The sequence below is a fragment of the Providencia rettgeri genome, assembly GCF_041075285.1.
Lineage (GTDB): Bacteria > Pseudomonadota > Gammaproteobacteria > Enterobacterales > Enterobacteriaceae > Providencia > Providencia rettgeri_G.
The window spans coordinates 3,504,729-3,517,604 of sequence record NZ_CP163512.1; the positions used below are offsets into that span (position 1 = coordinate 3,504,729).

General features: G+C 43.7%; 13 protein-coding genes. 5 read left to right on the forward strand and 8 right to left on the reverse strand.

The annotated features are described in order from the left end of the window. Positions 1-32 precede the first annotated feature (32 nt). The 6 genes from AB6N04_RS16135 to AB6N04_RS16160 all read right to left on the reverse strand — a co-directional run bounded on the left by AB6N04_RS16135 (position 33) and on the right by AB6N04_RS16160 (position 4,318). Entirely contained in the window at positions 33-389 is a 357-nt protein-coding gene (locus AB6N04_RS16135) for a type II toxin-antitoxin system PemK/MazF family toxin (RefSeq protein ID WP_369309242.1), read from the reverse strand. Then, complete coding sequence (locus AB6N04_RS16140) at positions 386-631, reverse strand: AbrB/MazE/SpoVT family DNA-binding domain-containing protein (protein WP_369309243.1); 246 nt, start codon at positions 629-631, stop codon at positions 386-388. The genes AB6N04_RS16135 and AB6N04_RS16140 overlap by 4 nt, the downstream gene beginning before the upstream one ends. A 242-nt stretch (positions 632-873) precedes the next feature. After that, positions 874-1,695 (reverse strand): serine O-acetyltransferase, encoded by an 822-nt coding sequence (cysE, locus tag AB6N04_RS16145; protein WP_369309244.1) that lies wholly within the window; start codon positions 1,693-1,695, stop codon positions 874-876. A gap of 62 nt (positions 1,696-1,757) precedes the next feature. After that, positions 1,758-2,786 carry an NAD(P)H-dependent glycerol-3-phosphate dehydrogenase gene (gpsA, locus tag AB6N04_RS16150; RefSeq protein ID WP_369309245.1) on the reverse strand — a complete coding sequence of 343 codons (1,029 nt, stop codon included), beginning with the start codon at positions 2,784-2,786 and terminating at the stop codon, positions 1,758-1,760. An 8-nt stretch (positions 2,787-2,794) separates the two neighbouring features. Further along, a complete protein-coding gene (gene secB, locus AB6N04_RS16155) occupies positions 2,795-3,262 on the reverse strand; it encodes a protein-export chaperone SecB (protein WP_369309246.1) in 468 nt (155 codons plus the stop codon). A gap of 618 nt (positions 3,263-3,880) precedes the next feature. Beyond that, positions 3,881-4,318 (reverse strand): rhodanese-like domain-containing protein, encoded by a 438-nt coding sequence (locus AB6N04_RS16160; RefSeq protein ID WP_369309247.1) that lies wholly within the window; start codon positions 4,316-4,318, stop codon positions 3,881-3,883. A gap of 435 nt (positions 4,319-4,753) precedes the next feature. Here AB6N04_RS16160 and envC point away from each other — a divergent pair, with 435 nt between their 5' ends. Both envC and AB6N04_RS16170 read left to right on the forward strand, forming a co-directional pair. Further along, positions 4,754-6,046 carry a murein hydrolase activator EnvC gene (gene envC / locus AB6N04_RS16165; protein ID WP_369309248.1) on the forward strand — a complete coding sequence of 431 codons (1,293 nt, stop codon included), beginning with the start codon at positions 4,754-4,756 and terminating at the stop codon, positions 6,044-6,046. A 37-nt stretch (positions 6,047-6,083) separates the two neighbouring features. After that, positions 6,084-7,100, forward strand: a complete 1,017-nt coding sequence (locus AB6N04_RS16170) for a divergent polysaccharide deacetylase family protein (RefSeq protein WP_369309249.1) — start codon at positions 6,084-6,086, stop codon at positions 7,098-7,100. An 84-nt stretch (positions 7,101-7,184) separates the two neighbouring features. Here AB6N04_RS16170 and tdh read toward each other — a convergent pair whose 3' ends face one another. Then, positions 7,185-8,210, reverse strand: a complete 1,026-nt coding sequence (gene tdh / locus AB6N04_RS16175) for an L-threonine 3-dehydrogenase (RefSeq protein WP_369309250.1) — start codon at positions 8,208-8,210, stop codon at positions 7,185-7,187. A gap of 256 nt (positions 8,211-8,466) precedes the next feature. After that, positions 8,467-9,666, reverse strand: a complete 1,200-nt coding sequence (locus AB6N04_RS16180; protein ID WP_369309251.1) for a glycine C-acetyltransferase — start codon at positions 9,664-9,666, stop codon at positions 8,467-8,469. Between the two features lie 231 nt (positions 9,667-9,897). Here AB6N04_RS16180 and rfaD point away from each other — a divergent pair, with 231 nt between their 5' ends. The 3 genes from rfaD to rfaC are packed head-to-tail and all read left to right on the forward strand — an operon-like array spanning position 9,898 to position 12,854. Then, on the forward strand, positions 9,898-10,836 hold the full coding sequence (gene rfaD, locus AB6N04_RS16185; protein ID WP_369309252.1) for an ADP-glyceromanno-heptose 6-epimerase: 939 nt from the start codon (positions 9,898-9,900) through the stop codon (positions 10,834-10,836). Between the two features lie 9 nt (positions 10,837-10,845). Next, on the forward strand, positions 10,846-11,892 hold the full coding sequence (rfaF, locus tag AB6N04_RS16190) for an ADP-heptose--LPS heptosyltransferase RfaF (RefSeq protein WP_369309253.1): 1,047 nt from the start codon (positions 10,846-10,848) through the stop codon (positions 11,890-11,892). Next, positions 11,892-12,854, forward strand: a complete 963-nt coding sequence (rfaC, locus tag AB6N04_RS16195; RefSeq protein ID WP_369309254.1) for a lipopolysaccharide heptosyltransferase RfaC — start codon at positions 11,892-11,894, stop codon at positions 12,852-12,854. The genes rfaF and rfaC overlap by 1 nt, the downstream gene beginning before the upstream one ends. The last annotated feature ends 22 nt before the right edge of the window (positions 12,855-12,876 follow it).

Genomic DNA, 12,876 nt, shown 5'->3' on the forward strand with positions numbered 1-12,876 from the left:
ATAAAAGGAGCTCAGTTTGAGTTCCTTTAGTTTTACTCAATAAAAAAATGCTCTCCACCAATTAATGGAATCAACCTTGCGAGTACATCATCAAGAACACCCTCATCAGCAACTACCCCAAACTTCATACTTCTATCTTTCCAAGATAGTGTTTGAATAAGGTTTGCCGCAGCAACACACGGAGTATCTAGGTTATTTATAGCAACCTCTGTAATATGTCCTCTAATACTTGTGCTAATAGGACAACAAATAACCAAACCTGATTTTTTATTATATTCCACACTGGATAAAATGAGTGCAGGTCGATATTTTCCTATTTCTTTTCCTTTCGTTGGCTCAAAATCTAGCCAGATAATATCATTTCGCCTTGGGATATAACTTTTACTCATTCACCAATTTCCATATCGCTAACTTGAGCTAGTTCATCTGCATGACTATTATATTCATTCATATTTTCAAGCAGATATGATTCAGAAAACATTCTCATCTTCTTTTTTGGAGAAAGTACCAAATTACCGTTATTAACGGTAAGATCAAGCTGCTGCCCAATATCAATACCTAATTGCTTCAATATAGCTGATGGTATGACAATACCTTGACTATTACCCCACTTTTTTATAGAAACACTCATTTCACTTACCTCATACTTATTTTGAGCATACCCATTACCGAATGTATAAACATTGTATAACTCTATTCAGATCAACGCAAATTTTTGGTGTTTTTTTATACAAAAAATAATTACACTGAATCATACGAAAAAGGATTACAATCCCGTATCAGACTAGTATCAATGAAGCATAAGACTGTAGCAAATCAAGAAAAAGCAATCCAACAGCTAAAATTACATAAATAGAGCAAGGATCCCACAACTCAAATCCCATCCCCATCTTCAAAACCCCAAATACTGCCATTAAAGTTTTGATCCATTTCCAAGGATGGCTTATCACTGGTTGGTTTGCCAACAATGCGAGCAGGAACCCCCGCCACCGTTGTGTGAGGAGGTACAGGGTGAAGAACAACCGAACCGGCACCAATTTTGGCACCGCGACCAATTTCAATATTGCCTAAGATTTTGGCACCAGCCCCTATCATTACCCCTTCTCTGACTTTCGGGTGGCGATCACCACAGGTTTTGCCAGTACCGCCGAGTGTAACGGATTGCAGAATAGACACATCGTTTTCAACAATGGCAGTTTCCCCAATCACGATCCCCGTTGCGTGGTCAAGCATAATGCCACAACCAATACGGGCCGCTGGGTGAATATCCACCCCAAATGAAACAGAGATTTGATTTTGCAGATAAACCGCAAGGGCTTGACGGCCTTCTTTCCACAACCAGTTGCCAATTCGGTAAGCTTGCAGTGCATGAAAGCCTTTCAGGTACAGTAATGGCGTGGAATATTTATCAACAGCAGGGTCTCGCAGGCGCACAGCGGATAAATCCATGGCGGCGGAGAAAATCATACTCTCATCATTGCGATACGCCTCTTCAACGATTTCGCGAACTTCAAGAGCAGGCATAATCGGTGAGCTGAGTTTATTTGCCAACATATAGCTGAGCGCACTACCCAAATTATCATGCTTTAATAATGTCGCGTTAAAAAAACTGGCTAGGAGTGGTTCGCAGTCAGCAAGCGACTTCGCTTCTTCTTTAATGAAGCCCCAAATTCTATCCAATTCTTCACGCGACATAATGACTCACCTATCTGTTTTTATGTTTACCCTATTATGTAACTTAATTAGGCTAATTTTTATTAATCATGCAGTTTGGGCATATCGGCAATTTCATCTTTTGTCGCACGACCTAATAGGGCCTGCGCCGCCTCCAACACGTTTTTATGGCGATAGAGGATCTGATAAATTTGCTCAGTGATTGGCATTTCAACCCCAGCACGTTCAGCAAGTGCACGGACTTCTTTGGTATTTCGATACCCTTCAACGACTTGACCAATCTCTTTTTCTGCTTCTTCCACCGTCACGCCATCGCCTAACATCATACCAAAGCGACGGTTACGGGATTGGTTATCGGTACAGGTTAACACTAAGTCACCTAGCCCTGCCATCCCCATAAAGGTTGAAGGATCTGCACCGAGCGCGACACCAAGACGGCTCATTTCCGCTAAACCACGGGTAATCAACGCGGTACGCGCGTTTGCCCCAAACCCCATCCCATCAGAGATCCCAGCACCAATCGCAATGACGTTTTTCACTGCACCGCCAAGCTGCACACCGACCATATCGGGGTTTTTGTAAACCCGAAAGCTTTTACCACAGTGAAACAACTTTTGCAGATCATCACCAAATTGGCTATCACTCGCAGCGACGGAAATCGCTGTCGGTAAACCTGCCGCTAATTCTTTGGCGAACGTTGGCCCAGATAATACTGCCAGAGGAATTTCGTTACCTAATACCTCACGCGCCACTTCTTGTAACAAACGCCCTGTATCCCTTTCTAAGCCTTTGGTTGCCCAAATAATACGTGAATCAGCACGCAAGTAAGGTTGGATTTGTTTGAGTACATCGCCAAAAACATGGCTCGGTACGACTATCAAGATATTGGGACTCGCTTCAACGGCACGTTTTAAGTCCGTTTCGAGAGATAAACTATCAGGGAAAGAAACGCCAGGCAAAAATGCCTGATTGCTACGATCTTGTTCTAATTGATGAATGTGTTTTGGGTCATGACCCCACAACACGACTTGGTGTGCATTACGAGCAAGCGTAATGGCTAAAGCGGTGCCGTATGAACCGGCACCGATCACTGACATTGAAGCAGTATTCATTAAGCGTCCTATTGAACCTCTGAGTTCTGCGCTTGTTCGCCTTGTTGCTGCTGTAAGTAGTTCATGAACAGAGCATCAAAGTTAACTGGCGCTAAATTCAATTGTGGGAATGTACCGCGGCCCACTAAACTCGTAATTGCTTCACGCGCATAAGGGAACAGAATGTTCGGGCAGTATGCACCTAAGCAATGTGCCATTTGTGTGCCATCGATCCCTTCGATAGAGAAAACACCTGCTTGTTGAACTTCACACAGGAATGCAGTCTCTTCACCTAAGGTGGCCGTCGTCGTCACACGTAAAACAACCTCATAAACGCCTTCTGACAGCTGGCTTGAAGAGGTGTCTAAGTCTAATTTAATCTCTGGCTGCCACTCTTGTTGAAAGATGTGTGGTGCGTTCGGTGCTTCAAAAGAAACGTCTTTTGCGTAGATGCGTTGAATTTGAAAGACCATTTCTGAGTTGTTTTGTTCTGACATGTTTATGTACCTTTAACTTCCATATGAATTTTCCCTGTTATTCTTTGAGCTACAGGGGTGTTCGCTGCGTTGCGCTACCCAAGTCACATACTGATGTATGCTCCTTGGATATCTTAACTTGCTGCCTACCTGTAGCCCAAATAATTTAAGGGAAACCCTATTATTCTTCGAACTACAGAGCTGTTCGCTGCGTTGCGCTACCCAAGTCACATACTGATGTATGCTCCTTGGATATCTTAACTTGCTGCCTACCTGTAGCCCAAATAATTTAAGGGAAACCCTATTATTCTTCGAACTACAGAGCTGTTCGCTGCGTTGCGCTACCCAAGTCACATACTGATGTATGCTCCTTGGATATCTTAACTTGCTGCCTACCTGTAGCCCAAATAATTTAAGGGAAACCCTATTATTCTTCGAACTACAGAGCTGTTCGCTGCGTTGCGCTACCCAAGTCACATACTGATGTATGCTCCTTGGATATCTTAACTTGCTGCCTACCTGTAGCCCAAATAATTTAAGGGAAACCCTATTATTCTTCGAACTACAGAGCTGTTCGCTGCTTTAATGCAACCCAAGCCAATAATGTTTATGACTTGGGTGCAATAATATGCCGGATAATTACTTCTTACCACGAGCTAGAGGAAGGTTTTCACCTGCCCAGCCAGCAATCCCTTCTTTCAGGACAAAGACTTTTTCAAAACCGTGCTGCACTAAGTGCTCAGCGGGTTTGTTTGATTCCATGCCACTTGCAGAAACGACAATCACCGGTTTCTGTTTGTGTTTTTCCAGTTCACCTAAATTATTATCTTTAATTTCAGACGGTGTTAAGTTAATAGAATCAATGATATGGCCTTTACGGAAATCGTCACGAGAACGCAGATCCACAATGACCGCCTCTTCTTTATTAATCAGTGTAATCGCTTGTGCACGAGCAATCACTTTCGTTTTAGAAAAGAGGCTTTTAAAGGTCATAACGACCACAGCAACTAATAGCGCTATCCACACCAGACTCAATAACATGTTCCGGCTTACAAATTGCATGATTTCTTGGATCATGGGGGGCAATCACTCCCGTTAGTTAAAAACAAATATCAAAGGGTTCAGAGTATACCTGTGTGTTGAGCTAATTACAGCCAATTCGCGCAAACTACCGTGTTTTTTTTGCAGTAAAGCACGCAAAATTAATACCATTTTACTGAAAAAGAAAATTCCTTTCTCGAAGCTGTACGCAAATATTTTAACACAAACAGGGCTAAACGGGGCTAACCTGTAGATTAAATAGGCGCTCAGTAATAAAAAACGGTTCAAAACTAGCTATACAAAATAAATCAGTGATAATAAAACTATATTATTTGACTTAATTAGCATTCATTGCAGGGCAAAAATCCGAATTTGTAAATGTTTTCAATACTATTTGTTAGAGAGTGCTGGAAACCGTCACTTGCAGATGAAATAATCAGTTATTGCATTTAATTGAGGTGATCTATCACAATGGCCAATACACAATATCGAATGAAAGTGCCCTTTATTCGTCAGGCTATTACATCCGCCCTACTTAGTTTAGGGCTGCTTGCCATCGCCCCTACGCACACCGCGCTTGCAAACCAGATCACTGAAAATAAAGGGCAATTACACGACTTACTCAAAAGTATTGCTGAAAAAGAAAAAAGCGTTAAAGAGCAACAAGCCAAACGCTCAAATTTACTTGAGCAGCTTAAACAGCAAGAACAAAGCATTTCGGCTGCGGGGCGCAGCTTGCACGAAACTCAAAATCAATTAAAACAATTAGAAAAAGAAATTACCTCGTTAAATAGTCATATCAAACAGCTACAAAGTAAGAAACAACAACAAGAAAAATTACTCGCAGATCAACTTGATGCCGCTTTTCGTTTAGGTAAACACCAAGGGTTAACATTGATGTTTAAAGGAGAAGAAGGTCAGCGGGAAGAGCGAATTTTGGCTTACTATAGCTATTTAAATCAAGCCCGTGAAAAAACCATTGTTGCATTGGAAGAAACCACCAAAACGCTGCAACAACAAAAACAATTAGAGCAGAAAAAACAAGCTGAACAGAAAAGTACCCTGACTCGCCAGCAGCAAGAGAAACGTAAATTAGACAATATTCAAGCTTCACGACAAAAAACACTGGCCGCCCTCGAAAGTACGTTAAAAGAGGATCAAAAAAACCTTGCCGTTTTAAAACAAAACGAAGCGAGATTGCGTGACAAAATTGCTCGTGCAGAACGTGAGGCCAAAGCCAGAGCAGAACGCGAAGCCAAAGAAGCAGCACGAATTCGTGCTCAAGTTGCTGAAAAAGAACGCCAAGCAAAACAGAAAGGTTCAACTTATAAGCCATCTGAAAGTGAGCGATCACTTATGTCCCGAACCGGTGGTTTAGGCCGCCCGGCAGGTCAAGCCATGTGGCCCGTTCGAGGTCCACTGCTGCACAATTATGGCGATGTTATTTCCAGCGAGCTACGTTGGAAAGGTATGGTGATCGCGGCAAATGAAGGCACCCAAGTCAAAGCCATTGCAGATGGACGTGTTTTGCTTGCAGACTGGTTACAAGGCTATGGGCTGGTTGTTGTAGTTGAACACGGTAAAGGCGATATGAGCCTGTATGGCTATAACCAAAGTGCCTTAGTCAATGTAGGCCAAGAAGTTCGTGCGGGCCAACCAATTGCGCTAGTCGGTAGCAGTGGTGGTCAAGAACGCCCCGCCTTGTACTTTGAGATCCGCAGACAAGGCAAAACCGTTAACCCTCGCCCATGGTTAGGAAGATAACCCCGTAAACTTAACATCAAACGATTAGGATGACATTATGTTAAAGCGCTTGCCCTTTAGACTATTCATTAGTTTACCTCTGTTACTGATGAGTCTACAGGTGAGCGCAGCAAAGCTGGCGATAGTGATTGATGATTTTGGCTATCGCGCTAAAGAAGACAACCAAATTTTAGCCCTTTCTCCCGCAATCACTATAGCGATATTACCGAGCTCTCCCCATGGCCGTGAAATCGCAGAAAAAGCTTATCAGCAGGGGCGTGATATCCTGATCCACATGCCGATGAAGCCGTTAAGTAAACAACCTTTAGAAAAGGACACATTAACACCATCCATGAGCACGGCAGAAGTTGACCGTATAATCAAAAATGCGATTGCTCGAGTGCCTCATGCAAAAGGGATGAATAATCATATGGGGAGCGAAATGACCTCCAGCTTGTCTGGCATGCGTAATGTGATGCAGAGCCTAGCGCAATCGAATTTATTTTTCCTTGATAGTGTCACTATCGGCAATACACAGGCAGGGAATGCTGCGAAAGAATTTGGCGTGCCAACATTACGCCGCCATATTTTTATTGATAATCACCAATCAGAAGAAGAAACTCGTATCCAGCTCAATAAAGCCGTAGCGTATGCACGTAAACACGGTAGTGCGGTCGCCATTGGTCATCCACACCCCTCCACCGTCCGAGCTTTACAAAAATACTTGCCCCAACTGCCTAGTGATATTGAGCTCGTTGCCGTGAGCACATTAGTCAATCCACAAGACGCAGCAAAACAACCAGCGAAATCACTCAGAATGCTGTCTGAAGAGGCGCAGAAAAAAACGGCTCAAGCTAAAGTAGAGTACTCGAACGATGGGCAACCCCAAACATCCGAACCAATTGACGCTATCGAGAATAAACCCGAAGATAAAGCTGTTGTTGAGCCGTTAGGTATGTGTGAGGTCGACGTACCAGAAGCGAAACGGCAAGGCATCGAATTGATGATGTTTATCGTCGAAAATATATACCAAGACAAAACATTACAACCGCTGCTTTTAGAAAAAAAACAATAAAAAACTATGCTCGTTAATACAGAGCACTAGATAGCGAGTTGCCCCCTTCTGAAGATACCCTCTCAGAAGGGGATGATTAGTCCATTAATCCCAGTTTAAAATGACTTTTCCTGCTTGGCCTGACCGCATGACATCAAAGCCTTTTTGGAAGTCATCAATGGAAAATTGGTGGGTAATGATAGGGGATAAATCTAACCCTGATTGGATTAACGTTGCCATTTTGTACCAAGTTTCAAACATCTCGCGACCATAGATGCCTTTAATAAACAACCCCTTAAATATTACTTGGCTCCAATCTGTCGCCATTGAGGCAGGCGGGATCCCTAATAGCGCAATGCGCCCACCGTGGTTCATGGTATCTAACATGGTTTGAAAAGCGGCAGGTGCCCCTGACACTTCTAACGCCACATCAAAGCCTTCTTTCATGCCTAGCTCGTTCATTACCTCTTTTAGGTTTTCACGGCTAACATTTACTGCCCGTGAAACACCCATTTTTTTCGCTAATTCAAGGCGATAGTCATTCACATCAGTAATAACAACATGGCGAGCCCCCACATGGCGACATACCGCTGCTGCCATAATCCCAATTGGCCCTGCACCTGAAACCAACACATCCTCACCCACGAGATCAAAAGAAAGTGCAGTGTGTACGGCGTTACCAAAGGGGTCAAAAATAGCTGCAATTTCATCTGGGATATTGTCTGGGATCTTAAATGCGTTGAAAGCGGGGATCACCAAATATTCGGCAAAACACCCTGCGCGGTTGACTCCCACACCTATCGTGTTGCGACAAAGGTGGGTACGACCACCACGGCAATTACGGCAGTGACCACAGGTAATATGCCCTTCCCCTGACACTCGGTCACCAATATTAAAACCTTTAACTTCCTGCCCAATCGCAACAATTTCCCCTATATACTCATGACCGACAACCATCGGGACAGGAATAGTTTTTTGCGACCATTCATCCCAGTTATAGATATGTACATCCGTACCACAAATAGCGGTTTTACGAATTTTGATCATCACATCATTGTGTCCGAGTTCCGGTTTCGGAACGTCCGTCATCCATATACCTGGTTCAGCTTTCAGTTTGGACAGTGCTTTCATAAAAGACCTTTTATTTGATTATATTGAAGGGATGTTGACCTTTGCTGATGATTTTCACTGCTTAAATTGAGGCAAAAAATGGCATTGGTTATTTTTAGAGCCTTTGCTTTGAAGCACTAAACAATTTTAGTGCCACCGCAAAATAGCCCTTCGGGTTCGATTAAGCGTATTTTTCTACGTTGAAAGCCCCTTGCCAAGATTACTCGACAGCAGGGCTCTCCCTTTGCGAAAAACACGCTTAACTCGAATAAAGCCATTAACAGCCAATAACCCCTAATTTTTTACCAATACGGGTGAATGCATCAACAGCGTGTAAAATATCCTCTTCACTATGTGCCGCAGACATTTGCGTGCGAATACGCGCCTGCCCTTGGGGAACCACTGGGTAGAAAAAGCCAGTGACATAAATGCCTTCGTCAAGTAGCGCTTTGGCAAAAGTTTGCGCAAGCTTTGCATCCCCTAGCATGACAGGGATGATGGCGTGATCAGCACCAGCCAGACTGAAGCCTGCGGCGGTCATTTTCTCTCTAAATAACACTGCGTTACGCCATAATTTTTCGCGCAAAGCTTGCCCTTCACTCATCATATCAATCACTTTGATGGAAGCGGCAACAATGGCGGGAGCAAGGGAGTTAGAGAATAAATAGGGACGAGAGCGCTGGCGTAACCACTCAACCACCTCTTTTTTGGCTGCGGTATAACCACCCGAAGCCCCTCCTAGCGCTTTACCTAATGTGCCCGTGATAATATCGACGCGCCCCATGACATTACAGTATTCGTGGCTACCGCGACCATTTTCTCCCACAAAACCCACCGCATGGGAATCATCAACCATCACTAACGCTTGGTATTCATCCGCGAGATCACAGATAGATTGTAAGTCGGCAATCACGCCATCCATAGAAAAAACGCCATCTGTAGCAATAAGAATATGACGAGCCCCCGCTGCTTTGGCTTCTTCTAAGCGTTCTTTTAGCTCCACCATATTGTTATTACTGTAACGGTAGCGCTTGGCTTTACTTAGCCGCACACCATCAATAATTGAAGCATGATTTAATGCATCGGAAATAATGGCATCTTCCGGTCCTAATAAGGTTTCAAATAGACCGCCGTTCGCGTCAAAACAAGATGAATATAAGATAGCATCTTCCATCCCTAGAAATGTGGCTAGCTTATTTTCCAATACCTTATGGCTATCTTGTGTTCCACAAATAAACCGCACTGAAGCCATCCCAAAACCGTGGCTATCCATTCCCTGCTTTGCCGCGTCAATTAGCGCCGGATGATTTGCTAACCCAAGGTAGTTATTGGCACAAAAGTTAATGACGCGCTTACCACCTGTAATTTCGATGTCTGCATCTTGAGAGCTTGTGATAATGCGTTCGTGCTTAAATAACCCGTCAGCGTCAATCTGGGTGAGTTGTTCACGGATTTGCTGATAAAATCTGTCTGACATGCTGTAATTCCTATCGAGTGGCTATTCATAGAGTTTAATAATAGTCTCTAGAAGTGACGATATTCTCAGCACAAAAAAGTTAAGTTTGCTGGCAAGATCACGATAATTGTCTTGCGCGAATTCCTCTGCTTAGTTCAATTCTCTGCTATCAATACTACCGTCTCGCCAAAGAGATGTTATTATAGTCACCAATGATTTTTCTATTTTACTAACCCATTTGAGGTATACCCCATGATCATAGTCACTGGCGGAGCTGGTTTTATCGGCAGCAATATCGTTAAAGCCCTAAACGCAATGGGCCGCACAGATATCCTAGTCGTGGACAATCTGAAAGATGGCACTAAATTTGCCAACCTGGTTGACCTTGATATTGCGGATTACGCGGATAAAGAAGATTTTCTTGTTAGCATTCTTTCTGGCGATGACTTTGGTGATGTCGATGCCGTATTCCATGAAGGTGCATGTTCATCCACAACTGAGTGGGATGGCAAATATATGATGGATAATAACTATCAGTATTCTAAAGAGTTATTACACTACTGTTTAGAGCGCGAAATTCCATTCTTATACGCCTCTTCCGCGGCAACTTATGGCGGTCGTAGCGATAACTTTATTGAAGAACGGGAGTTCGAAAAACCATTAAATGTTTATGGTTACTCTAAATTCCAATTTGACCAATATGTCCGTGAAATTCTACCTGAAGCCGAATCACAAATTTGTGGTTTCCGCTATTTCAACGTTTATGGTCCAAATGAAGAACATAAAGGCAGTATGGCGAGCGTGGCCTATCATTTAAATAAGCAAATTAATGAGGGGCAAAACCCGAAATTGTTTGAAGGCAGTGATACATTCCGCCGTGACTTTATTTATGTTGGTGATGTTGCTGCGGTTAATTTATGGTTCTGGGAACATAACGTTTCGGGTATTTTCAACTGTGGGACTGGACGGGCAGAATCCTTCCAAGCGGTTGCCGATGCCGTGACTGATTTTCACAAAGATAAAAATGTGGCTATCGAATACATTGAATTCCCTGAAAAATTAAAAGGTCGCTACCAAAGCTTTACACAAGCTGACCTCACCAAATTACGTGCTGCTGGCTATACTGCCCCATTTAAAACGGTTGCAGAAGGTGTCACTGAATACATGCAATGGCTCAATAAAGACGCGTAATTGGTATTTATGAAAATATTGGTGATTGGCCCCTCATGGGTGGGGGATATGATGATGTCACAGAGCCTTTATCGCACAATAAAGGCGCTGCATCCTCATGCGCAAATTGATGTAATGGCACCACAGTGGTGCCGCCCTTTGCTCGCAAAAATGCCAGAAGTTAATCAAGCTATCCCCATGCCTTTAGGCCATGGAGCCCTTGAAATCGGTGAACGTCGTCGATTAGGGATAAGTTTGCGGGAAAATGGGTACGATCAGGCGATTGTTTTACCTAATTCGTTCAAATCTGCACTTGTTCCGTTTTTTGCAAACATAGGCAAGAGAACGGGCTGGCGCGGGGAAATGCGTTATGGGTTACTCAATGATATTCGCCCTTTAAATAAAGACGCGTTTCCATTAATGGTACAACGTTATGTTGCGCTTGCTTATGATAAGCAAGCTATTCAATCTGCTAACGATATCCCATCACCAATATTAAAACCTAAACTTGTCACTGTTGCACAAGAGGTCAGTGAAACACGGCAAATTTTTGGCCTTGATGACTCTCGCCCGATTATTGGTTTTTGCCCCGGTGCCGAGTTTGGTCCCGCTAAACGCTGGCCACACTACCATTATGCGGCACTCGCTGAGGTGTTGATCAGCTTAAAAGGCTATCGCGTTTTACTGTTTGGTTCGCAAAAAGACCATCCTGCGGGGGAAGAGATTCGCCAAAGTTTAACCGATGACGCCAAAGCATATTGCCATAATTTTGCAGGGGAAACTTCACTAGAACAAGCCGTTAACTTGATTGACGCCTGCCATGCTGTTGTCAGTAACGACTCAGGGCTGATGCATGTTGCGGCTGCATTAGATAAACCGTTGGTGGCACTTTATGGCCCAAGTAGCCCAGATTTCACGCCACCGTTATCTGATAAAGCAGAAGTGATCCGCTTAATTGAGGGGTATCATAAAGTCCGTAAAGGGGATGGCGAAAGTGGTTACCACCAAAGTCTGATCGATATCCAACCTAAAATGGTTTTAGACGCATTAGCACGTTTAAATATAGGTATTGAATAATGCGAGTATTATTAGTCAAAACATCCTCAATGGGCGATGTTTTACATTCTTTACCTGCATTAACCGATGCTCAGCAGGCTATCCCCGGTATCCAATTTGATTGGGTGGTTGAAGAAGGCTTTGCGCAAATCCCCACATGGCATAGTTCGGTCAACCAAGTGATCCCTGTTGCTATCCGTCGTTGGCGGAAAAACTGGTTTTCTGCGCCGATCAGAGCCGAACGTGCGGCATTTCGCGAAAAGTTGCAAGCAACCCACTATGATGCAATTATCGATGCTCAAGGGTTACTAAAAAGCGCTTTTCTCGTGACTCGTTTGGCTCACGGCGATAAACATGGTTACGATCGCCATAGTATTCGCGAGCCGCTAGCCAGTTTTTTCTACGATCACCGTTATTCAATTAGCAAGCAGCAGCATGCCGTTGAACGCATTCGCCAGTTATTTGCCAAAAGCCTTGGTTATACCTGCCCGACACAGCAAGGGGATTACGCCATTGCGCAGCATTTCTTGCAACCATCGGTCAATCATGAACCCCCTTATGTGGTTTTTCTGCATTCAACTACCCGTGATGATAAACACTGGCCGGAAGAAAATTGGCGCAAGTTAATTGCGTTAATGGCTGAGAGTGGTGTAAAAATTAAGCTACCTTGGGGCGCACCACACGAGGAACAACGTGCAAAACGACTAGCAAATGGGTTTGATTTTGTTGAGGTATTACCAAAACTGACTCTTGCCGAGGTCGCACAGCAAATTGCCAATGCCAAAGCGGTTGTTTCTGTTGATACTGGGCTTAGCCACTTAACTGCGGCATTGGATAAACCTAATTTTACGCTATTTGGCCCTACCGATCCGGGGTTGATTGGGGGCTATGGGCGGGAACAGCATGCTATTAAGTCTGTGGATAAGCTAATGATGTCAATTGAACCTTTAGAGATCTTCAAGAGCATTAATATGATACTTTAGTACTATATCTTACTATGTATCA